The following is a 22,398-nucleotide window of genomic DNA, read 5'->3' as shown; positions in this document are numbered from 1 at the left end:
CCCTGGCTGAAGGGTGGCCCGCTGGATTCAGCCCACAAGCAGATCGTGGTACTCCTCGTGCCGCTGCAGGAAGGCCTCGGCATAGGCACATGCCGGCACCACCTTGTACTTCTGCTCACGGGCGAAACGCAGTGCGACCCGGGTCAGCTCACCGGCAATGCCGCGGCCGGCGATCGGCTCGGGCACTTCGGTATGGGTGATGACCATCCGCCTGCGCTTGATCTGGTACTCCAACAGTGCCACCTGCCCACGCACACGGGCGGTGAAACGGTGGTTGACCTGATCGTGTTCGACCTCGTAAGCCAGACCGGGGGGCGTGACCGAAGCCATGGGACTGTCTCCTGCGGCGACTGCGTGGATGGTGCGCACGCGGGCGCCATGATCGCGTGAAGCCTGAACAGGGACAAGTCTGCGCCCGTTGCGTCAGTTGTTGCCCTCAAGCTTCAGGCCAACCGGCCGCTAACCCCTCTGCAGGGGTGCGCCAGCCTGGCATGCCCCTTGCGACAGTTGACCAAGCGATCTGCCGTGGAGGCCCGTGATGCACCCCAGCGATTCCCAAACCGATACCGATCACGCCCTGCTGGAGGGCCTGCTGCAACTGGCCGTGGAGGGACAGACCGAAGACCAGGCGTTCCAGAGCATCGGCGAGGAAGTCTTCTCCCGCCTGCTCGATACCTACGGTCAGCAGACCCGGGCCTGACCCGGAGCGGGGCCGCAGCCCCGGGGGTCGGATCCAGTGGATCCGACCCCGGCCACCCTCAGCCGCCGCCGAGGCGGAAGGTCGGGTTGGACAGTTCGCGCAGGAAGTGACTGAAGATGCTCGGCTGCATGGCCAGCATGAAGATCACGCCGAACGCCGCACCGGCCAGGTGCGCGCTGTGGTTGATGCGATCGCCACCGCGCTTGTCCATCCAGATGCTGTAGCCGACGTAGAACGCGGCATAGACGATCGCCGGCGCCGGGATGAAGAACACCAGGATGATCGACCACGGCTTGATCAGGATGAAGGCGAACAGCACCGCCGACACCGCCCCGGACGCACCGAGGCTGAGGTAATTCGGGTTCTTCTGGTTCTTCAGGTAGCTGGGCAGGATCGAGACCAGCAACGCACCGACGTAGAACGCCGGATAGACCAGGTAGCTGCCGGTCAGCTGCACCATCACGCTCTCGATGAACCCCCCGAAGAAGAACAGGGTGATCATGTTGAAGATCAGGTGCGACCAGTCGGCATGGATGAAGCCGTAGGTGATCAGGCGGTCGTACTGGCGGTGGCGATCCACCGCCGGCGGCCACAGGATCAGGCGGTCGGCCAGCTTGCGGTTGTTGAACGCCATCCACGACAGGATGGCGGTGATGGCGATCAACAGCAGATTGACGGGGGTCATGTCAGGCTCAGGCGGTGCGGTAGTTGTCGACCATACGATAGCGTCGTGCATACCAACCAAAGGCCAACGCCGCGATGAAGGCGAAGCCGGCGAAGAAGAACATCAGGAATGCCGCCTCGCTCAACCCGGTCCCCGCGATCTGGTGGGTCACCGTCTCGTTGCGTACGGCCGCATTGGACAGCAGCACCCACAGGTTGCCGATGGTGGTGGTCAGGTTCCAGAAGCTCATCACCACGCCCTTCATCGCCTGCGGGGCCTGGCTGTAGGCGAACTCCAGGCCGGTGGCCGAGACCAGCACCTCACCGAAGGTCAGCAGCGCGTACGGCAGCATCTGCCAGAAGATCGACATCGCATTGCCGCCATCCATCACCACCTGGATGCCACCCACCACGATCCAGGCCAGGCCGCTGAAAGCGATGCCGGCGGTCATCCGGCGCAGCGCGGTGGGCTCGAAACCGAAGCGGCGCAGGGCCGGGTACAGCACCAGGTTGTTGAACGGAATCAGGATCATCACCAGCAACGGGTTCAGCGCCTGCATCTGCGAGGCGGTGAACCAGCTCGGCATCTGCATCTGCTGGCCCTGCAGCACCCAGGTCGAGGCTTTCTGGTCGAACAGCGAGAAGAACGGCGTGGTCAGGGCGAAGATCACCAGCACGCGCAGCACCGAGCGCACGCCTTCCACGGCTTCGGCCGGATGCTGGCCGCGCGCGCGGTCCAGCTGCAGCCAGGTGCCACCACCGATGCCTGCCAGGATCGAGACCAGCGCCAGGCACAGGCAGATCACGATGCCGAGCGAGCCGACCAGGCCGAACGAGGCCACCGCCAGCACCAGGCCGAGCACGGCGATCACCAGGCCCGGACGGCCCTGGCCGGCCACCCGCGTGGTCAGCGCGGTGCGCACCACATTGGCGAACGAATGCGGGTCCTTGGGCGGCAACGGCACCAGCACGTAGCGCTTGCGGCCCAGCCAGAACACGAAGGTGGCGATGAACATCAGGATGCCCGGAATACCGAACGCCCACTGCGGGCCCCAGTTCTTCAGCACCAGCGGGATCAGCAGCGAGGCGAACAACGAGCCGAAGTTGATGATCCAGTAGAAGGCGTCGAAGACGATCTTGGCCAGGTGCTTGTTGCTCTGGTCGAACTGGTCGCCCATGAACGAGGCCACCAGCGGCTTGATGCCACCGGCGCCCAGCGCGATCAGGCCCAGGCCGAGGAAGAAGCCGCCACGGCTGCCCTCGAACAGCGCAAGGCACAGATGGCCCATGCAGTAGACCAGGCTGAACCACAGGATGGTGTGGTACTTGCCGAAGAACTTGTCGGCCAGCCAGCCACCGAGCAGCGGGAAGAAATACACGCCGATCATGAAGCTGTGCATGATGTCCTTGGCTTCACCGGCACGGCCTTCGGCCGTGATTTCCTGCAGCAGCAGGGAGGTGATCAGGAACTGCACCAGGATGTTGCGCATCCCGTAGAAACTGAACCGCTCGCAGGCCTCATTGCCGATGATGTACGGGATCTGGCGCGGCATCTTTCCCTGGCCGGCGATGGGGGCGACTGCGTCGTGGCTCATCCTGTAAGGCATTCCTGCAAAACGAAAGGCGCAAGAGTACCGGAACCTGTGCGTGCGAAGCACGCTGCAGGGCTGCATGACAGGCGCGCCAAAGCATGGCAGGCATGGGCGGCCCTGCCGGAAGTCACGGAACCTGCACGGCAAAAGCGTAAACTTATCGTTATGCGCCCCCTCCCCTTTGCCCGCATCCTGTCCAGCTGCCTTGCCCTCATGCTGGCCGTGCCTGCATTGGCGCGACCGCAGGCGCCGCCGGCCGTCGGCGTTGCCACGGAGGTGCGGCAATTGACCGTCGCCGCGCTGGAACTGCCCAGCCGTGATGAAGGGCAATGGAAGCAGCGCCGCGAACAGGTGCTGCAGCTGCTGACCGATCTGCAGCCGGATGTGATCTCGGTGCAGCAGGTCCTGCAGCAGCAAGGGCGCAACCCGGCCTGCTGGCTGGCCAGCCGGCTGCGCTACAGCTGCGATTTCGTCACCGCAGACCCGCCGAGCCAGCCGGTCCGGCATGGCAACGCGATGCTCAGCCGGCTGCCGGTCAGCGAGGACGGCGTTACCCTGCTGCATCCGCCGGGCACCTTCAGTGCCGCCGGCATGATGCGCCTGCGGCTGGGCGACAACGACGTCAACGTCTACGTCGCGCGCCTGCGGCCGGAGCCGGATGAGGCCACGGCCCGGCAGCACCAGACCAGCGACCTGATGACCTGGATCGGCGCCACGGCCGAGGGCATGCCGAGCCTGATCGCCGGGGATTTTTCCGCAAGCACCGTCGAGCTGGTGCGCAGCACGCCCGGCTTCCAGCCGGCCCGGCGCAATCCCGGCGCACCGGCGGCCAGCGGCGGCGGCGCCAGTGGCCATGGGCTGGATGTGCTGTTCCAGGTCAAGCATTTCGGCGGCATCCGCCAGCAGGCGATCATGCTGCCCGCCGATGGCGACCTGCCCGGCCTGCGCCTGGGCGTGATGGCGACGCTGCGGCTGCAGGACGTGGCTGCCACCACCGAATGAGAGCCATGAGGTTGCCGGCCAGCGGCCGGCACTACCGATGCGCAAAAAAAAAGGCCGGGGTCTCCCCCGGCCTTCTGTTGAAGCCGCCGGGCATGGCCCGGCGCTACCGTTCTCAGGCGATCGCTTCCTGGTAACGGCGCTCGACTTCGTTCCAGTCGATGACGTTGAAGAACGCGCCGATGTATTCCGGACGACGGTTCTGGTACTTCAGGTAGTACGCGTGTTCCCACACGTCCAGGCCGAGGATGGGGGTGTTGCCTTCCATCAGCGGGCTGTCCTGGTTGCCGGTGCTCTCGACCACGACCTTCTTGTCCGGGGTCACGCTCAGCCATGCCCAGCCGCTGCCGAAACGGGTCAGCGCAGCCTTGGTGAAGGCGTCCTTGAACTTGTCGAAGCCGCCCAGGTCCTTGTCGATGGCCTTGGCCACGTCGCCCACCGGGTTGCCGCCAGCATTCGGAGCCATCACGGTCCAGAACAGCGAGTGGTTGGCATGGCCGCCACCGTTGTTGCGCACCGGACCCTGCAGGTTCTCGGGCAGCGACTTCAGCTTCTTCACCAGTTCTTCGACCGGCAGGTCAGCGTACTCGGTGCCTTCCAGCGCCGCGTTGACGTTGTTGATGTAGGTCTGGTGATGCTTGGTGTGATGGATTTCCATCGTCGCCGCATCGATATGCGGTTCCAGCGCGTCGTAGGCGTAGGACAGCTTGGGCAGGGTGTAGGCCATGATGCATCTCCTGATTGCGAGGGCACCCGACGGTGTCGGGCGTTGCGCGGTGAATGATGGGGACAGGCCGCCAGATTACCAAGGGGGATGTAAAGGAAATTGCGTCCTGCAGGTGAGCATGCCGGCAATTGTTACGCAGCGGTGACGCGGCGCGCGCCCTCATGCAGGGTGCAGCGCGCAGGCGCTACAGTGGGCGCACCACCCTCGCCTGCTCCTGCCCATGCGCAACCCCCGGCTGTTGATCACTGCCATCGTCCTGCTGCTGCTCGGCCTGGTCGTCAATCATTTCCTGCAGCGGCCGCCGCCGCCGCAGTTCGCGCCCGACCTGCAGGGCACTCCGGCGGCCAACGCACCGGCGCTGCGCAGCAACAGCGACAGCGACAGCGGCCTGCCCGGCTTCCTTCCGGCCGAGGCCCGCCAGACCATCGCGCTGATCCAGCGCGGCGGCCCGTTCCCGCATCGGCAGGACGGCAGCACCTTCGGCAACCGCGAACAACAGCTGCCACAGCGCCCGCGTGGCTACTACCGCGAGTACACCGTCGACACGCCCGGTGCAGGCAACCGCGGCGCGCAGCGCATCGTCACCGGTGGCAACCCGCCCGATGCCTGGTACTACACCGATGATCACTACGAATCGTTCCGCAGCTTCACCGTACCGGCCTCCGGAGAACGCCCATGAGCCACGATGATTTCGGCCTCGGCCTGCATGACATCAACAATGCCGGCGTCTACGCGATCGACAGCTCCGATATCAGCGCGCTGTCGGCAGCGATGCGCGATGCCGACCTGAAGGTGATCCGGATCGACCTGGATGGCGTGGGCGACAAGCGCACCCTGCTGGCGCGGCTGGCCGCCCAGCTTGATTTCCCTGCCGGCTTCGGCGGCAACTGGGATGCCCTGTCTGACAACCTGCGCGACCTGCAATGGCTGCCGGCCCATGGCTATGCGCTGTTCCTGGCCGACGTCGATGCCCTGCGCGCCGGTGCAGGCAAGGAGTTCGACACGCTGCTGGACATCCTGGATGAAGCCAGCCGTGACTGGGTAGGTCGCGACGTCCCGTTCTGGGTGTTCCTGTCGCAGAGCGAATGACCTGGTAGAGGCCGACCTTGGTCGGCATGCACGTGAAGCGCATGGATCATCCACGCATGGCGTGGATCTACCCGGCGCAGCTGGATGCACAGTAGATCCACGCCATGCGTGGATGCGGCACCCTACCGGCTGCCGTTATCTTCCTGCAGCTCTTTCTTGAACGGGATATCCGGCGGCGGACGCGCCACTGCCGGCTGGTCCTGCATGTTCGGATCGGTGAGGCCACAGCCGCCACCGGCCTGCAGGATCGAGATCACGCAGGAAATCTTCGTGCTGGTACCCGGCAACGGAATCTCCATTGCCTTGACACCCTTGCGCACCCATTCGGCAAGCAGCGATTCCTGCGGCACCCAATACTTGTCGAACGAGGTAGGCGTGTAGTCGTACGGCGGCCGCTTCAGCCATTTGCCGGACTCGGCGATGCGCTCCTTGCTCCAGCCGTCGTTGACCCCACCGGGTGCGCCGCGCTCGGCCTTGCCGGCCCCGTTCTGGCCGGCCACGCGTACGCTGCCGTCAGCGTTGAACAGACCATCGCCCTTGCCCGCACTGGTTTGCGCGGCGCCCTGGTTGGCACCGTCGCGATTGCGGCTGGAGGCGCCCCAGTCGTCACCGCGGGCGGGCGTTGCCCAGTTGCCCGGGGCCGGTGCCGGACGGGCGCCCGCCTGTGCGGCGGCGGTACTGGTCGTCGCAGGGCGCGCCACGCTGGCGCTGTTCTGGGCCGAACTGCCGGCGGATGCCGGCGTCGGCGTGGTCGCGCTGCCTGCCGCAGTCGACGCGGCAGGTTGCGGAGCGGCAGCAACCTCCCGTTCGCGCACCTGCACCTCGCGCCCGGCAGGCGCACGCACCGTGGGCTCGCGCCCGGCGACGGTGGCCATGCGCACCTGCGGATCGGTCATCGCCTGCACTTCGCGCTCGCGCACCTGCACGTCGCGCTGCGGCACGCGTACCTGGATGTCGGTGGTGCGCATCGGCTGCGGCGCCACCGGCGCTTCAACCGTGCTGATTTCGCGCTCCTGCACCTGTACATCGCGCACGCGGGGAGCCTGCACTGCCACCTCGGGCGTGCGTACCGGCGTTGCTATCGGCACAGACTGTACCGGCTGCACGCTGCGCTCGCGCACCGTCGGAATGGTGTCGCGAGGCACGATGCTGACCTCGGTGCGCGGCAGTGCGACCGGCGGCACCACGAATTCGGCGGTCGCCTCTGCAACCTCGGTGGCCTGTACCGGTGAGGGCGGCGGTGCGGCCACCGGCGCCGGCTCCATCTCGGGCGGCGGCGGCACGCTTGCGGTCGGTGCCGTGGCAGCGGCAGTGGAAGACGGCGCAGGTGCAGACGGTTGCGGCCGGGGCGCTGTCGCCGCTCCGGCATCCTGGCCTGCGGCTACAGCACCGGCCTCCGCGGCGGCAGCCGCCTCGGCACCGGGCTGGTCGCCGCCGCCTTCCTGTGCAGCACGGCCGACGAATTCAATCTGCACGCGCTCACCCTCGCTGCCCTGCTCGTCCGGCGAAGACGTGCGGATCACCGCCACCCACAGCAGCAGCAGGAAGAACAACAGATGCAGCAACGCGCTGAGCAGCGCCGAGGTCCAGCGCATCCAGCGCTGGTCACGCGGCGCCGGATCCCAGTCCTGCCAGAACAGGCGGCGCAGGGACGCCCATGGCCCCAGCCCCGGCAAGCGCCCCGGAGGCCCGGGCAGCGGCCGCGGCAGCAGCACTGCGATCACCTCGCGCGCGTGGAACGGACGCGGCAGCGGCGTCAGCGTCCGCAGCCAGATCGCCCAGCCGTACGGCAGGCCGGTGCTCTTCTCGAGGATGGGCGGTCGCTGCTGGCGCGCCAGCAGCAGGTCGATGAGTTGCTCGGCTCTGGGCAGAGGCACGCGTTGGCGATCAGGCGGCGTTGCCGCGCGGAATATACGGAGCGTGGCCGCTGTCGTGATCAGTAGCGTCACGCACCGCAGTCACCCCAGGCACACGGCCCATCAAGGTCTTCTCGATGCCCTGCTTGAGGGTGACGTCGGCCATGCCGCAGCCCTGGCAGCCACCGCCGAAGCGCAGCAGCACCACGCCGTCGGCCGAGACTTCCTGCACGGCGACCTTGCCACCGTGCGAAGCGAGCTGCGGATTGACTTCGTTTTCCACCACCCAATGCACGCGCTCGACCAGCGAGGCGGCATCGCCGGGCGCTTCGCCCTTGATCCGCGGCGCCTTGATCGTCAGCTGCTGGGTACCAGCGGTACCGGGCACGATGTCGATCTCCGCGCCATCGAGCCAGCCAACGCTGGTGGCGTCCACATAGAGGGTGAAGCCATCGCAGTCCACCGCCCACTCGTCGCCGAGCAGATCGGTCGGCTCGGCGAACTCCAGCCGGGCATCGGCACGCGGGGTGCCAGGATCGACCGCACTCAAGCGCACGCCCATGCCGGGCACGCCCTCGCGTTCGATCAGCTTGCGGAAATGGGTCTGGGCAGTGTCGGAGATCTGGATCATCAGGCTATTCTAGCCAAGTAAGCGTCAGCCGCTCATTCGATTTATACACCGGCCGGCGCATTGTTCAGTCAACACGAGGTGGAGGAACCCATGGCCGACCTGATTCCGCTGGCACAGGCCCGTTGCGTGCCACGCAAGGGCAGCGACCACAAGCTGGGCGAGGCCCGGCTGGCCGAACTGCTGCCGCAGGTTCCCGGCTGGGAGCTGGCCGAGGCCGGCCAGGCGCTGGTGCGCACGTTCCGCTTCAAGGATTACTACGCCACCATGGCCTTCGTGAACGCGCTGGCCTGGATCGCCCACGGCGAGGACCATCACCCGGACCTCGGCGTCCACTACGACCGTGCCGTCGTCCGCTATTCCACCCACGACGTGGGCGGCCTGAGCGAGAACGACTTCATCTGCGCAGCGAAGACTTCCGCCCTGACGGAGCAACTGAAATGAACGTGCGATTGCTGAGCCTGTCCCTGCTTGCCGTGACCGGCCTGGCCGGCTGCGGCACCTCCGAACCGCCGGCAGCACCGGCTGCCGCACCCACCGAAGTGGCTGCGGTGAAGACCCCGCCGCCGCAGTATCCGCTGGAACTGGCCTGCACCGGCGTGGGCGGCACCAGCACCTTCAAGGTGGTGATCGGCACCGACGGCAAACCCAGCGAGGTCACCCTGCTGACCGGCGCGGGCAACCCGCAGCTGGACGATCTGGCCAAGACCGCCGTGCAGGGCTGGCAGTTCAAGGCAGCCACCCGCAATGGCGAGGCCGTGCCGGCCACGATCCAGGTGCCGGTCAGCTTCAACCCGCCGCAGCCCAAGCCGGACCAGTGCTTCGCCATCGAAGAAAGCCTGCGCCGCGGCGGCTGATCGCCTGCCGGTGACGAGGCCAGCCGACGCCCGCCTCGCCTTTGCCGCCCCGGCCCGTGCCGGGGCGATTGCTTGATGACAAGGAACGCGTCGGTACATGCTGCAGATTCCCCCCGAAAACATCTGGATCGCCCTGGCGGTCACCCTCGCTGCGGGCCTTGCCACCGCCATCGGCAGCCTGCTGGTACTGTTCTCGCGTCGCCCCAATCCGCGCCTGCTGGCCTTCGGCCTGGCCTTTGCCGGCGGCGCGATGGTGTACGTCTCGCTGTCGGAGATCCTCAACAAATCCATCGCCTCGTTCGCGCTGGCCTATGGTGAGCGCACCGGCTTCACCTACGGCACCCTCGCCTTCCTGCTGGGCGTGGTGGTGATCGTGCTGATCGACCACTTCATTCCCAACCCGCATGACAGCCTGGACAAGCAGGACCCGGCCTTCCGCGAGAACAGCCGCGAATACCTGAAGCGGGTCGCCCTGCTGACGTCGGTGGCGATCACCGCGCACAACTTCCCGGAGGGGCTGGCGACGTTCTTCGCGACGCTGGAGAGCCCGTCGGTGGGCATGCCGCTGGCCTTCGCCATCGCCATCCACAACATTCCCGAGGGCATCGCCATTGCGGTGCCGGTGTACTTCGCCACGCAGAACAAGTTCTATGCGTTCGCCGCCAGCCTGCTGTCAGGCCTGGCCGAGCCGGTCGGCGCGGCGATCGGCTATGTACTGCTGTCCGGCTCGCTGTCCCACGCCACGTTCGGCTGGGTGTTCGGCCTGATTGCCGGTGTGATGGTGTTCCTGGCGCTGGACGAGCTGCTGCCGGCGGCCAAGCGCTACGCCAAGGGCCACGAAACCGTGTATGGCCTGGTGGCCGGCATGGGTACGCTGGCGATCAGCCTGGTGCTGTTCAAGTGGTGAGGGATTTCCGGCCAACGGGCTGAGCCCCCTCGCGGCTGGCGGAGCGAGATGCTGCGGTTGGGCCGGGCGAGGTGGGTATGCGGGGGACGCCGTAAACCCATCCATGGGGGCTTGGGCGCGCCATCCATGGCGCTTACACCCCCGCAAACCCACCTCGCCCGGCCTCTGACAGGCTACGTGCGTGCCAGCCGCGCGATGAAAGGATTAAAAGCGAAGCCCGCGCTGCGCGCGTGAGTCGAGCGTTGCTCGACTCTACAAAGGCTGCGTGCAGCCTGGGGTCTACGCTGCGGCTGTCGGGTCCGCCTTGTAGCGAGCCGAGCACCGCAGGTCCGGCGAGGGCGAAGAGGCGCGGGTGTTTGAGCGCAGCGAGTTCCGCGCCGCCCCTCGGCGGACCGAGGAGCACAGGGCACCGGCGCGCAGCGCTGGCTCGCGGATGGCGGCGTGTTTCTTTGGTTACTTTCTTTGCACGAGCAAAGAAAGTGACAAGCCCACTTATCGCAGGGAAACGACGGCTCCAGCCAAACGCCCGGCGCCGCCGAACCGCCCTTAGCGAAGTCGATCCAGCGCCTCGACCAGCTCATCGGCCAGCGGCGCGTTCAGCACATACGGGCTCTTGCCGTCGTCCAGCGCGAACTCCAGCGACGCGGCATGCAGGAACAGGCGCTTCAGCCCGATCTGCTCACGAAGCCGCTTGTTGACCGCAGGATCGCCGTATTTGTCGTCACCGGCTACCGGATGCCCCAGATGCTGGGCGTGCACGCGGATCTGGTGGGTGCGGCCGGTTTCGATGCGCACCTCGCAATAGGAATGGCCGCCCTTGCGCTCCAGCACCCGGAAATGGCTGATGGATTCCTTGCCGATCGCGTTGACCTGCACATGACGCTCGCCGCCCTGGCGCAGGCCCACGTGCAACGGCGCGTCGACCGTCATCACCCCGTCCGGCATGCGCCCGGCCAACAGGGTCAGGTAGCGCTTGCGGATACCGGCGCCGTGGTCTTCACGCAGCAGTGCCTGCAGCTCGCTCAGTGCCGAACGCTTCTTGGCCACGATCAACAGGCCCGACGTGTCACGGTCCAGCCGGTGGACCAGTTCGAGGGTCTGCCCGGGGCGCAGAGCGCGCAGGGTCTCGATGGCGCCGAAGCTGATGCCGCTGCCACCATGGCTGGCGACGCCCGTCGGCTTGTTCAGCGCCAGCAGCCGGGCATCTTCGAAGACGATGGCCTGCTCCAGCCGACGCATGAACGCCTCGGGCGGACCCGCCTTGTCTCCCTCTTCGCTGAGACGAACCGGCGGTATCCGCACTTCGTCGCCGGCCTCCAGCTTGCGCTCGGCCTTGGCGCGGCCGCCATTGACGCGCACCTGGCCGCTGCGGACCAGCTTGTAGACCAGGCTGCGCGGGGCACCCTTGAGCTGGCCGAGCAGGAAATTGTCCAGGCGCTGGCCGGCGCGGTCGGCCGGAACGGTGATCATGCGCACGGAAGGCTTGTCGCCGGCCGGCTTGGTGGGGTCTTGTGCAGTCATCAGCCTGTTTATTCTGTTACACTCGGGGGGCGAGATAAGGGATTGATTTCGTTGGAAGTTACTCAGGGCCAGAAGCCCCGCTTCCGACGAATCCGGCACAGTGCGCGACCACCGCCCGCGGGGCGGCCATGTTAGCGGCTCACCGGCGTTCCCGGCCATCGCCGATTGCCTGACACGCAGTCGCGCTGAACATGTCCCGTGCGGCGCTCCAGCCTGGCTGACAGCTGCCTCCGGCCCTGCAACACCCAAAACCAGAAAATTGAAGCGCTCCCGCGGCCTGCCGTGGTGTCGTAGCGCTGGAAACCCAAGCCGCCCTCCCCGCGCTTGCGCGAATGGGCGGCGAGCCGTGTCCAGAGGCGAAACTCCATGGCGTTCCGCGCGGTAGCCGCTTGCGAGGAACGCAACAATGAAGCGAATGCTGATCAACGCCACGCAGGCTGAAGAGCTGCGTGTTGCCATCGTGGATGGCCAGTCGTTGTATGACATCGACATCGAGCAGCCGTCCAAGGAACAGAAGAAGTCCAACATCTACAAGGGCCGGATCTTCCGCATCGAGCCCTCGCTGGAAGCGGCCTTCGTTGAATACGGTGGTGGCCGCCATGGCTTCCTGCCGCTGAAGGAAATCTCCCGCGATTACTTCCAGGCCGGTGTCGACCACAACAAGGCCGGCATCCGCGAGCTGCTGAGGGAAGGCCAGGAAATCGTCGTCCAGGTGGACAAGGAAGAACGTGGCAACAAGGGCGCCGCCCTGACCACGTTCATCTCCCTGGCCGGCCGTTACATGGTGCTGATGCCCAACTCCCCCAGTGCCGGCGGTGTTTCCCGTCGCATCGAGGGTGAAGACCGGGCGGCCCTGAAGGACGCTCTGGACAAGCTGAACATCCCCGACGAAATGGGCGTCATCATCCGTACCGCCGGCGTCGGCCGCGATGCGGAAGAGCTGCAGTGGGATCTGGATTACCTGCTGAACGTCTGGCGCGCCATCGCCGAAGCCGCCCTGAGCAAGCCGGCCCCGTTCCTGATCTACCAGGAATCGCGCCTGATCGTGCGCGCCCTGCGTGACTACCTGCGCGCCGACATCGGCGAGATCCTGGTGGACACCGAGGAAATGTACGAGCACGCCAAGGAGTTCATGCAGCAGGTGATGCCGCAGACCCTGCGCAAGCTCAAGCATTACAAGGACGACATCCCGCTGTTCAACCGCTTCCAGATCGAATCGCAGATCGAAGGCGCCTACGAGCGCAACGTGCGCCTGCCGTCGGGCGGCTCGATCGTGGTCGACCAGACCGAAGCGCTGACTGCCGTCGACGTCAACTCCTCGCGCGCCACCAAGGGCAGCGACATCGAGGACACCGCGTTCCAGACCAACCTGGAAGCGGCCGAGGAAGTGGCCCGCCAGCTGCGCCTGCGCGACCTCGGCGGCCTGGTGGTGATCGACTTCATCGACATGGCTTCCAACAAGCACCAGCGCGAAGTCGAGAACCGCCTGGCCAACGCGCTCAAGTACGACCGTGCACGCGTGCAGGTTGGCCGCATCTCGCGCTTCGGCCTGCTGGAAATGAGCCGCCAGCGCCTGCGTCCGAGCCTGGGCGAATCCAGCCAGATCGTCTGCCCGCGTTGCGACGGCCATGGCCGCATGCGCAGCGTCGAGTCGCTGTCGCTGTCGATCATCCGCGTCGCCGAAGAGCATGCGATGAAGGAGAACACCGGGCAGGTGCTGGTACAGGCCCCGGTGGAGATCGCCAATTACCTGCTGAATGAAAAGCGCGGCGCGCTGGGCGAAATCGAGAAGCGCCACGAGGCGCCGATCGTGATCGTTGCCGACGAGCAGCTGCACACCCCGCATTACACCGTTACCCGCCTGCGCGACAACGAGCTGGGCGAGGAAAGCGGCAAGCCGAGCTACCAGCGCGGTACTCCGCGCAAGCTGCCGGTGCACGCACTGACCAAGGGCCAGCTGAACATCCCGCCGCCGATGGTGACCCAGGTCAAGCACAACTCCCCCGCCCCGGTGCGGGAGGAAGTGGAACCGACCGCTGCGCCTGCACCGGCACCGGTGGCCGCAGTGGCTCCCGCTGCCGCCGCCAGCGGTGGCGTGGTTGGTTGGCTCAAGCGCATCTTTGGCGGCGAGCCCGCTCCCGCTCCTGCGCCGGCACCGGCCGCCCGCCAGCAGCAGGATGGCGGTCGCCGTGACCGCAACAAGGATCGCAACAAGGACCGCAAGGACCGTCGCGAGGACAGCCGTGGCAACGGCGGCAATGGCAATGCGCAGCAGCAGAAGGACGGCGGCAACCGCAAGGACCGCGGTGAGCAGCGCAAGGATGGCCGCAACGGCGGCAGCCAGGCCAATGGCAATGGCCAGCAGCAGCCGCAGCAGCAGGGCAAGCCGAAGGATGCCCAGCAGCCGCAGCAGCAGAACAAGCCGCGCAACGAACAGGGCCAGGGGCAGCAGCAGCCGAAGCTGAAGCAGCCGAGGCAGCCGCGCCCGCAGGACGGTGACAAGCCGGCCGAGAAGCCGCAGCGTGCCGCTGCCGAAGCCCCGGCCGATGTCGTGACCGCTGCCGCTGCCGTGGCTACCACGACTGCGGTTGCGGCCACGGTTGCGGTGCAGGAAGAAAAGGCACTGGCACCGGCCGTCGCCACTGAAAACGTGGTCGACACCGTCGCGGCCGTGGACACCGCCGCAACGACCGATGCCGAGGTCGTGGTTGCGACCGGGGCTGCCGAGGATGCTGCGGCCGATGCCGCAGGCGATCAGACCGGCGAAGGCGCAACCCGCCGCCGCCGTGGCCGTCGCGGTGGTCGTCGTCGTCGTCGTGGTGGCGCCGAGAACGCTGCAGGTAGTGACGTACTGGGTGATGACCTGGACGACGGCGATGATGCCGAAGGCGAGGACAACGACGGCGATTCGGTCGAGCAGACCGCCCCGGCTTCGGTCGGCGCACCGGCAGCCGCCGTGCAGCCGTCGCGTTCGCAGCCGGAATTCGATTTCGATGACGAAGTCGAGCCGGCCGCCGCTGATGCCGGCAAGCCGGCACGTGCGCCGGTTGCAGTGGCTGCCGCGGTTGCCCCGGTTGCTGCCGTAAGCAGTGCCGTGGTCGAGGCAGCCGCTCCAGTGGCCGCCGCAGTGCAGACTCCGGCTCCGGTGGAAGCAGTCGCCAAGGTCGAACCGGCCCCGTCGCCGGTGCAGACCAGCATGCTGGATGCCATCGATGCAGCGACGCCGGTGCAGCCGGCGCCTGAAGCGGCTCCGGTGATCGAGGCGAAGCCGCCGGTGACCGAGACCGCTGCTGCGATCGAAGCCGCTCCGGTCGCTGAACCGACCGCGGTGGTCGAAGCCGCACCGGTGGCCGAGCCGAAGCCGGTGGTGGCCGATGTTGCGCCGGTGGTTGAAGCTGCTCCGGCAGTCGAACCGAAGGCCGAGGTTGAAGTCGCCCCGGTCGCCGAGCAGCCGGCAGCCCCAGTGGCTGTCGAAGCCGCACCGGTGGACGCCGCTGCGCCGGTCGCCGATGCGGTCGTGCCGGCGCAGGTCGACCCGATCGCCGATGGCCATGCCGACGCTGCCGCACAGGCCGCCGACGCGCAGGCGTCGGAAGAAGACGAAGACGCCGGCAAGCGCACGCCACCGGTCGCCTGATCGATCCTTGATCGGCAACAACGAAACGGCGGGGATCGATGATCCCCGCCGTTTCTGTTTGTGACGTATCAGATGCCGTAGCGAACGCCTGCCGCGTCGCCACGCGATGCAGTTATCAGGGCTTCGGCGCGAACTGCAGCCGGGTCCACACCCCGTAGTGATCGGAGGCCCAGCGGCCACCGTCATCAGGCTGGTCGAACAGGATCTTCGCTTCGCGCGCGACCATCTCGTCCTGCTGGAAGAAGATGTGGTCGATCCGCGACGGCGCCTGGTAGTAATGGCGGTTGAGCGTGCTCACACCCGCCAGGTCGGTGTTGACGTGCACGCTGCCGTAGCTGTCGCCATAGTGGCTGCGCAGTTCGCTCAGATCGCCGGCATCGACCAGGGCGTTGAAGTCGCCGGCAATCACCACCGGTGCCCCCGCAGAACTGCCGGCGATGAAACGCAGCAGATCCTCGACCTGGCTGCGGCGGATGCGCTGGCCGGCGTCGTCACTGCGCTCGTTGAGATGGGTGGCATAGACATTGACCGGCCTGCCCTCCACGTCGATGCGCAGATGGGCCACGGTGCGGTAGTCATCCAGCGGCAGCAGCAGGTGTTCGCCATGCGCCAGGATCGGGCGCCGGGTCAGCAGCGCATTGCCATAACGCTTGGGTGCACCCACCGGATCGGTGGACACGAATACGTACCGGTAGCCGAGCTGGCTGGCCAGCCACTGCGCCTGGTTGCGCACGTTGCGCTTCTGGATCACCTCCTGCAGCGCGACGGCATCGGGCTGCAGGCGCTTGAGCTCGGCCACGATCGTGCGACGACGGCTGGGCCAGTCCTCGCGGTCGTGGTGCAGGTTGAATGTGACCATGCTCATGCCGGGCTCGCCGACCGCTGTGGCCGCGCCAGCCGCGCTGGCCAACTCAGCGGCTGGCGCCAGCCCGGGCAGGGCCAGCGCGATCGCCAGCCCCAGCGCGCACAAACCGCGACCGATTCCGAGCGGACCTCGCATGCTTACTTTTCCTTGCGTTCGGCGCGGCGCACCGCGCTGGGCACATCGATCTCGACGCGTGCCGGCAACTGGTGCACATGCAGCTCGTTGTTGACCCATTCCGCCGCCTCGCCGTTGACCGTCGCCTGGCCCGGCTCGCCTGCATACGGCCATGGCAGCACCACGCCACCGGCCGGCGGCACCAGCCCGGGCTGCACTTCCAGCACCAGCTGCTTGTCGCTGCGCTGCAGGCGATAGTTGAGCTGCCCCTGCGGCGTGCGCAGGCCCTGCACGGCAATGCCCTCGCCCTGCAGCCACGCCACCGGGATACCGGCGGCCAGCACCAGCGCCTCATCCGCATCGCGGTTGTAGCCGAACATGTCCAGTGCCGAACGGACGAAGTCCGAGGCCACCCAGGCATGCGGCAGGTCACCCACGAAGAACGGCTTGCGCGGCGTGCGCGAGACGACCTCGGCCCACTGGTTCCAGGCCTGCGGTGCACGATCCTTGAAGAAGAACTCGGTGGCCTGCCAGGCACGATCACGCCATCCCAGGCGCACGAACGCGGCGACGTTGCGCCATTCGTACGGCGTGTAGTCCTTCCATTCGCGCTTGCCATCGCGGCGCCCGACGAATTCGTTCCAGTAACGCTGGAAGGTCGCGTCCAGCGCCTCCTGCGGCAACCGCCCCTGCTCGCCGCCGGGCGCCAACGCGATCGTGGTGGAGGTGGCGTCGAAGTCACCCAGCTCGGCCGAGCCCGGCAGGTAATCAATGCGGTGCTGCTGCATGGCCGCCAGCAGCGAGGCCTGCAGGTCATCACGGAACTGATCGCGCGACTCGCTGATCTGCATCGCCTCGACCTTGCCCAGCTGCGCCGCCAGTTGCGCGGCGTCCTTGTAACCGCGCAGTGCCCAGAAGTTGTCCCAGTACGAATGCATCGGCTTGGCCGAATAGCCCTCGTGGCTGATCGAGGCCGGCATCATCCCGTAGAAGGCAGGATTGCGCGCGCGGTTCTCCTCGGTGCGCTCGCTGCCCCGCAGTTGCTCCATGTAGCTGTAGGCGCCCAGCACATGCGGCCACATCTGCTCGAGGAAGGCCGTGTCGCCGGTATAGCGGCCGTACTCGGCGATGTTGTAGATCAGTTCGCCGTGGCTGTCGTTCTCCGGCACCGGGTCGCTGCCACGCGCATCGACGCAGCACGGCACCTTGCCGTTTTCAAACTGATAGGGCGCATACCAGGTCACGTAGTCACGCACGGCATCGCTGCGCCCCATCCGCAGCAGGCCTTCGGAGATCATCGCGCCATCGCGGATCCAGCTGCGTGCATAGGAGCGCGTACCGGGCTGCAGGCGCGGGCCGACCCGCGAGATCAGCATGTGCGCCACCGCGGTGCGCAGGGTTTCCACCAGCGGTTGGCCGGCGGCGGGCACCTGCAGGGTCACCACGCCCAGCTTGTCGCGCCACATCGTCGCCACCTGCTGCTGTGCCTTGGCCACGTCCAGCGCCTGCGGCGCCCAGCTGCCGGTCTGCGGCAGCACGATCGCCACCTCGCGGCTCTGCCCGGGTTCGAGCTTGATCGTGTACAACAGTGCGCCGGACGCCATGCCGGTCGGGTCCTTCACCGCAGTAGTGCCGGGCAGCTTGCCGCTGGCCAGGTGCATCGCATCCAGTTTGCCGTCGAAGCTGCTGGCAAAGCGCGCATCCGGTACCTGCAGGGGATACAGCCGCGGTTCGCCATTGATGCGCACCAGCTGCTCGCCCACGTCCAGGCTGTCGATGCGGCTGAAGCCGCCCACGGTGTTGAGGAACTGGGTGGGGGGATTGACCTGCCACGGGCGGATCGCCAGGGCCAGGGTGTATTCGTGCGCGACCTTGTCCGGATTGCTCAAGCGGTAGCGCCCGATCAGCTGCGCGCGTTCGGGCGTGCCCTGCACGAAGCTTGTCACCGAAAGGCCGGCCTTCTCGTGCACCCAGTCGACCGTGGCGATCGGCAGGTAACGATCCTGCAGTGACTGGCTGATGGCAACGTTCGACCAGTCAAGCAGCTTGCCGTCGAGGCGGATGAACGGCTCGATGCTGAAGCTGCCCTTGGCCGGCTCCAGCGCACCGTCCTCGCTGATCAACGCCTGTTCCTGGCCGCCGTCCAGGCCAAGCAGCGTCCAGTACGGCTGCTCGCCAACGTAGGCGCGCGGCAACGCGCCACGCGGCAGGTCGGCCGCCACCGAGGACAGGAAGGCATTGGGAGTCGCGGCGAACGCCAGCGGCTTCAGGGTGATGTCACGGATGCCGTAGCGCCAGTTCGGCCCGCCCTGCAGGTCGAAACGCACGTAGCGCGCATCGGTGTCGGGCAGTGCCAGCCAGTCCCGGCCTCCGGCACCTGCGGTCACTTCGCGCACGGTACGCCAGTCACGGCCATCCTCGGAGGTACGCACGGTGTAGCGATTGGCTTCCAGGTCGGGCAGCCAGTCGATTACCGCACCGCCGATCTCGCGGTTCTTGTGCAGGTCCAGGCTGATGGTCTGCTGCTTGACCCCGCCACTGATCCAGAAGGTATCGGACTTGCCGTCGATCATCCGGTCCTGCAGCGCGGTTGCGGTATCGGCGATCACCGAGGGCCGCAGCGCCGAATCATCCTGCGCGGGCAGCCCCTGCAGGGTCAGCTTGTCGAAGCACACGGTACCGCGACCGCCGACCTTGCTGTAGATCGTGAATTCCATCGACGCGCTGCGCGCCATGTCCTTCTCTGGCGATGGCCCCCAGGCCTTGTCGATCTGCCGGCGGCGGTACTCCACCGGCGTCCACGCCTTGGGGAAGGCATAGCCGGGGCGGTTGACCCACCACACGTTGTCGCCGCTGGCGTCGATCAACTTGAACTGCAGGTCATTGGACGGCGAATCACCGCGCAGCTGGAAGCCGAAACGATAGTTGGCCGGGTACTCGATGTTCAGTGGACGACGGATGCCGACGTAACCGGAGACCTCATGGAAGTCGTAATCCAGGCACAGCGCGCGGCCACCGCCAGCGCCACTGACCGGCCGCAGCGAGCCGCTGACCTGGTCGGACAACACCAGCTTCCAGGCGCTGATGTCGTCGAAATCATCCAGCACCTTCGGCGCGGGCAGCGCCGGTGGTGCGGCGATCGCCAGGGAAGACCACAACAGGCCCAGTCCAACGGCGATCGCACGCATCATCCCTTCACACTCCCCAGCAACAATCCTTGGATGTAGTACCGCTGCAGCACCAGGAACAGCGCCAGCACCGGAACCACGGTGACCACTGCGCCGGCCATCATCATTTCCACGTCCATGATGTGTTCGCGCGAGAGGGTGGCCAGGGCCACCGGCAAAGTGTAGTGCTCCTGGTCGGTCAACACGATCAAGGGCCACATGAAATCGTTCCAGGCGCCCATGAAGGTGAAGATCGCCAGCGTCACCAGCACCGGCTTCAGCATCGGCAGCACGATCTGGAAGAAGATCCGCAGCTCCCCTGCCCCGTCGATGCGTGCCGCTTCCAGCAGCTCATCGGGAATGGAGCGGGCGTACTGGCGCACCAGGAAGATGCCGAACACGCTGGCCAGCGCCGGCACGATCACGCCGCCGAAACTGTTGACCAGGCCCAGCTGCTTCATCAACAGGAACAGCGGCAGCATCGCCACCTGTGCCGGGATCACCAGCGCCGCCATCAGCACCTGGAACAGCCGCTCACGACCGGCGAACTGCAGCTTGGCGAAAGCGTAGCCGGCCATCGTGTTGAGCAGCAGCGAACCGAGGGTGATCGCCAGCGACACCAGCAGGCTGTTGGCGAAGTTGCCGCCCATGCCGGTGCGCGCGAACAGCTCGGTGTAATTGTGCGTGGTGATGCTGGACGGCAGCAGCGGCGGCGGGAAATGGGTGGCCTCGCCCTGCGGCATGAACGACACCGACAGCATCCACAGCAACGGTGCCAGGCTGACCAGGGCCAGCACCAGCAGCGCGCCATTGATCATCCACGGGTGCCAGCGTGACTGGCCGATTTCACGACTCATACCAACTGCCTCTTGCGGCCAAAGCGCAGCATCACGGTGGTCACCGCCAGGATGATAAGGAACAGCAGGAACGCCACGGCCGAGGCGCGTCCCAGGTTCCACCACTTGAAGCCTTCCTCGAACATGAAATACAGCACGCTGACGGTGCTCTGCAGTGGGTCGCCGCGGGTCATCACATAGGGTTCGGCGAACAGCTGGAAGTACCCGGATACGGTGATCACCCCGACCACCAGCAGCACCGGGCCGAGCATCGGCAGGGTGATGTGCAGGAACTGCTTCCAGCGCGAGGCGCCGTCGATGCGCGCGGCCTCGTACAGGTCATGCGGAATCGCCTGCAGGCCAGCCAGGAAGATCACCATGTTGTAGCCGAAGTTCTTCCACACCGCGAACAGCATGATGGTCGGCATCGCCCAGTTGGGATCGCCCAGCCAGTCGATCGGGCTGATGCCAAGATGGCCCAGGCCGTAGTTCACCAGGCCATAGCTGGTGTGGAACAGGTAGCGCCAGATCACCGCCACCGCCACCAGCGTGGTCACCACCGGGGCGAACAGCGCGGTGCGGAACAGCGCCTTGAAGCGCGCGGCCGGGGCATTGAGCAGCATCGCCGCGCCCAGCGATACACCGATCGACAACGGCACGCCGATCACCACGAAATAGGTGGTGTTCCACAGCGACTTCCAGAACATCGGGGTCTGCAGCAGGTCGATGTAGTTGCCCAGACCCACGAAGCGCAGGTTGCTGCTGTCGGCCAGCGCATACAGGTCGAAGTCGGTCACGCTCAGCGCCAGCGCCGAAGCCACCGGCAGGCCGAAGAACACACCAAGCACGATCAGCGAGGGGCCGGCGAAGATCCAGCCGGCAAGCGAAGTACGTTTCATTGCGGGCTCCCGGCCGCGACTGCACTGGTCGAACCCGAGGGGGGTGCGCTGCGCTGCAGGCGTTGTTGTTCATGCATCCAGCGACGCTTGGCCAGCACCTTGTCCACGCGCTGGTCCAGTTCGGCCACGGCCTTGTCCTGCGGCAGGCCGCCACGCACCACCTGTTCGGTGACGATGCGCATTTCCTGCACGATGCGCTCCCATTCGAGCACCTTCGGGGTCGGCTTGACCCGCTCCAGCTGGTCTCGGAAGGCGGCGGCAAGTGGATCGTTGGCCAGCGACGGCGCATTCCAGGTGCTGCGACGCGGCGGCAGGTCGCCGATGATCGCGTGGAAGCGCGCCTGGATTGCCGGCCGCGACAGGAATTCGATCAGCTTCCAGGACGCTTCCTTCTGCTGCGACTTGCGGAAGATCACCAGGCTGGTACCACCGGCGATGCCCGCGCCCGGACCGTCCGGACCCGGCAGCGCGGCCGTGCCCCACTGTCCTTCCAGTTCCTTCGGCTGCAGCTTCTTGAACTCGCGGATGTTCCAGGGGCCGGAAATGTAGAACACGTTGAAGCCGCGGAAGAATTCATCCCAGACGTTGGAGATCTGCGTCTCGGACATCTTCGGCGCCCAGCCCTGCTCGAACATGTTGGCGTAGAACCCCAGCGTGCGGCGGAAGCCGGGGCTGGAGAAATTGCCACGGGTGTCGTCGTCGCGCAGCAGCGGATCGGGCTGCTGCAGGGCCAGCGACAGCTGCTGCTCGAACTCGTTGATCGGCATCAGCACCGCATAGCGGTTCGGACCCTGCATGCGCTTGATCGCGGCCATCTGCTCGTCCCATTCCGCCCAAGTGCGCGGCGGATGGTCGAAGCCGGCCTTGGCCAGCAGGTCCTTGCGGTAATAGATCAGGCGGGTATCGACGTACCACGGCACCCCGACCAGCTCGTTGTGGATCACGTTGGTATCCCAGATGCCCTGGAAGTAGTCCTTCGGATCGACCACAGTCGAGCGCTGCACGAACGGCTGCAGCGGCGTGAGCGCGTTGAGTTCGGCGAACTCGGGCACCCAGGTGTTGCCGAGCTGGCACACATCGGGCAGGCCATCGGCGGCAAAGGCGGTCAGCAGCTTTTCGTGCGCGGCCGTCCACGGGATGTTCTGCACATCGACCTTGATGCCGGGGTTCTCCGCTTCGAATTCGTGGATCAGCTCGCTGACCACTTCAGCCTCGCGCCCCATCGCCCAGAAGCGCACGGTGGTGGTGCCCTGCTCCTGGCGGGCACAGCCGGCCATGACCAGCGCGGCCAGTGCAGGCAATGCCCAGCGTCGCAGGCGGTGTTTCCAGTCGTGCACCTTG

20 protein-coding genes are annotated in these 22,398 nt (G+C 66.6%); 8 read left to right on the top strand and 12 right to left on the bottom strand.

The annotated features are described in order from the left end of the window. Nucleotides 1-27: 27 nt before the first annotated feature. Nucleotides 28-330, bottom strand: a complete 303-nt coding sequence (locus LC407_RS11855; protein WP_025876743.1) for a GNAT family N-acetyltransferase — start codon at nt 328-330, stop codon at nt 28-30. A 208-nt stretch (nt 331-538) separates the two neighbouring features. Here LC407_RS11855 and LC407_RS11850 point away from each other — a divergent pair, with 208 nt between their 5' ends. Continuing rightward, complete coding sequence (locus LC407_RS11850; RefSeq protein ID WP_167552091.1) at nt 539-700, top strand: hypothetical protein; 162 nt, start codon at nt 539-541, stop codon at nt 698-700. A 58-nt stretch (nt 701-758) separates the two neighbouring features. Here the strand turns inward: LC407_RS11850 and LC407_RS11845 are convergent, their stop codons facing one another. Both LC407_RS11845 and LC407_RS11840 read right to left on the bottom strand, forming a co-directional pair. After that, a complete protein-coding gene (locus tag LC407_RS11845) occupies nt 759-1,385 on the bottom strand; it encodes a rhomboid family intramembrane serine protease (RefSeq protein WP_025876742.1) in 627 nt (208 codons plus the stop codon). A gap of 7 nt (nt 1,386-1,392) precedes the next feature. Next, nucleotides 1,393-2,958 carry an oligopeptide:H+ symporter gene (locus LC407_RS11840; protein ID WP_025876741.1) on the bottom strand — a complete coding sequence of 522 codons (1,566 nt, stop codon included), beginning with the start codon at nt 2,956-2,958 and terminating at the stop codon, nt 1,393-1,395. A 162-nt stretch (nt 2,959-3,120) separates the two neighbouring features. On the opposite strand from LC407_RS11840, the gene LC407_RS11835 reads away from it, so the two are divergent. After that, entirely contained in the window at nt 3,121-3,957 is an 837-nt protein-coding gene (locus tag LC407_RS11835; RefSeq protein WP_223482865.1) for an endonuclease/exonuclease/phosphatase family protein, read from the top strand. A gap of 112 nt (nt 3,958-4,069) precedes the next feature. Here the strand turns inward: LC407_RS11835 and LC407_RS11830 are convergent, their stop codons facing one another. Beyond that, nucleotides 4,070-4,681 (bottom strand): superoxide dismutase, encoded by a 612-nt coding sequence (locus LC407_RS11830; RefSeq protein ID WP_005410310.1) that lies wholly within the window; start codon nt 4,679-4,681, stop codon nt 4,070-4,072. Between the two features lie 220 nt (nt 4,682-4,901). Here LC407_RS11830 and LC407_RS11825 point away from each other — a divergent pair, with 220 nt between their 5' ends. Both LC407_RS11825 and LC407_RS11820 read left to right on the top strand, forming a co-directional pair. Continuing rightward, nucleotides 4,902-5,360, top strand: a complete 459-nt coding sequence (locus LC407_RS11825; protein ID WP_223482864.1) for a ribonuclease domain-containing protein — start codon at nt 4,902-4,904, stop codon at nt 5,358-5,360. Then, a complete protein-coding gene (locus LC407_RS11820; protein WP_025876732.1) occupies nt 5,357-5,770 on the top strand; it encodes a barstar family protein in 414 nt (137 codons plus the stop codon). The genes LC407_RS11825 and LC407_RS11820 overlap by 4 nt, the downstream gene beginning before the upstream one ends. 122 nt (nt 5,771-5,892) lie before the next feature. On the opposite strand, the gene LC407_RS11815 is transcribed toward LC407_RS11820, so the two are convergent. Together LC407_RS11815 and LC407_RS11810 are read right to left on the bottom strand one after the other, a co-directional pair. After that, a complete protein-coding gene (locus LC407_RS11815; protein ID WP_223482863.1) occupies nt 5,893-7,647 on the bottom strand; it encodes a hypothetical protein in 1,755 nt (584 codons plus the stop codon). Nucleotides 7,648-7,657: 10 nt separating this feature from the next. Beyond that, on the bottom strand, nt 7,658-8,257 hold the full coding sequence (locus LC407_RS11810; protein WP_049466593.1) for an NfuA family Fe-S biogenesis protein: 600 nt from the start codon (nt 8,255-8,257) through the stop codon (nt 7,658-7,660). Nucleotides 8,258-8,347: 90 nt separating this feature from the next. Between LC407_RS11810 and LC407_RS11805 the strand changes: the two genes are divergently transcribed. The 3 genes from LC407_RS11805 to zupT all read left to right on the top strand — a co-directional run bounded on the left by LC407_RS11805 (nt 8,348) and on the right by zupT (nt 10,018). After that, nucleotides 8,348-8,698 carry a 4a-hydroxytetrahydrobiopterin dehydratase gene (locus LC407_RS11805; protein WP_025876725.1) on the top strand — a complete coding sequence of 117 codons (351 nt, stop codon included), beginning with the start codon at nt 8,348-8,350 and terminating at the stop codon, nt 8,696-8,698. After that, the gene (locus LC407_RS11800) at nt 8,695-9,111 is read left to right on the top strand and encodes an energy transducer TonB (RefSeq protein ID WP_025876723.1); all 417 of its coding nucleotides are present in this window, start codon (nt 8,695-8,697) and stop codon (nt 9,109-9,111) included. Before LC407_RS11805 ends, LC407_RS11800 begins: the two co-directional genes overlap by 4 nt. 97 nt (nt 9,112-9,208) lie before the next feature. Continuing rightward, nucleotides 9,209-10,018 carry a zinc transporter ZupT gene (gene zupT, locus LC407_RS11795; RefSeq protein ID WP_025876721.1) on the top strand — a complete coding sequence of 270 codons (810 nt, stop codon included), beginning with the start codon at nt 9,209-9,211 and terminating at the stop codon, nt 10,016-10,018. Between the two features lie 546 nt (nt 10,019-10,564). Here zupT and LC407_RS11790 read toward each other — a convergent pair. Then, nucleotides 10,565-11,539 carry an RluA family pseudouridine synthase gene (locus LC407_RS11790; RefSeq protein ID WP_025876523.1) on the bottom strand — a complete coding sequence of 325 codons (975 nt, stop codon included), beginning with the start codon at nt 11,537-11,539 and terminating at the stop codon, nt 10,565-10,567. 406 nt (nt 11,540-11,945) lie between these two features. On the opposite strand from LC407_RS11790, the gene LC407_RS11785 reads away from it, so the two are divergent. After that, the gene (locus LC407_RS11785) at nt 11,946-15,176 is read left to right on the top strand and encodes an Rne/Rng family ribonuclease (RefSeq protein WP_223482862.1); all 3,231 of its coding nucleotides are present in this window, start codon (nt 11,946-11,948) and stop codon (nt 15,174-15,176) included. 115 nt (nt 15,177-15,291) lie between these two features. On the opposite strand, the gene LC407_RS11780 is transcribed toward LC407_RS11785, so the two are convergent. Genes LC407_RS11780 through LC407_RS11760 form a run of 5 tightly spaced genes read right to left on the bottom strand, consistent with a single transcriptional unit; the run spans nt 15,292 to nt 22,394 of the window. Continuing rightward, nucleotides 15,292-16,176 (bottom strand): endonuclease/exonuclease/phosphatase family protein, encoded by an 885-nt coding sequence (locus LC407_RS11780; RefSeq protein WP_223482861.1) that lies wholly within the window; start codon nt 16,174-16,176, stop codon nt 15,292-15,294. Between the two features lie 2 nt (nt 16,177-16,178). Then, nucleotides 16,179-19,346, bottom strand: a complete 3,168-nt coding sequence (locus tag LC407_RS11775) for a discoidin domain-containing protein (protein WP_059064654.1) — start codon at nt 19,344-19,346, stop codon at nt 16,179-16,181. Then, nucleotides 19,343-20,179, bottom strand: coding sequence for a carbohydrate ABC transporter permease (locus tag LC407_RS11770; RefSeq protein ID WP_025876515.1), 837 nt, complete (start codon nt 20,177-20,179; stop codon nt 19,343-19,345). Before LC407_RS11770 ends, LC407_RS11775 begins: the two co-directional genes overlap by 4 nt. After that, on the bottom strand, nt 20,176-21,057 hold the full coding sequence (locus LC407_RS11765) for a sugar ABC transporter permease (RefSeq protein WP_025876513.1): 882 nt from the start codon (nt 21,055-21,057) through the stop codon (nt 20,176-20,178). Before LC407_RS11765 ends, LC407_RS11770 begins: the two co-directional genes overlap by 4 nt. Next, nucleotides 21,054-22,394, bottom strand: a complete 1,341-nt coding sequence (locus LC407_RS11760; RefSeq protein WP_025876511.1) for a sugar ABC transporter substrate-binding protein — start codon at nt 22,392-22,394, stop codon at nt 21,054-21,056. The genes LC407_RS11765 and LC407_RS11760 overlap by 4 nt, the downstream gene beginning before the upstream one ends. Nucleotides 22,395-22,398: the final 4 nt, after the last annotated feature.

It is taken from the genome of Stenotrophomonas sp. OVS01A, assembly GCF_019969775.1.
GTDB classification, from domain to species: Bacteria; Pseudomonadota; Gammaproteobacteria; order Xanthomonadales; family Xanthomonadaceae; genus Stenotrophomonas; species Stenotrophomonas indicatrix.
Note: the sequence above shows the minus strand (reverse complement) of the source record. Positions and strands in the feature narration are given on the sequence as shown.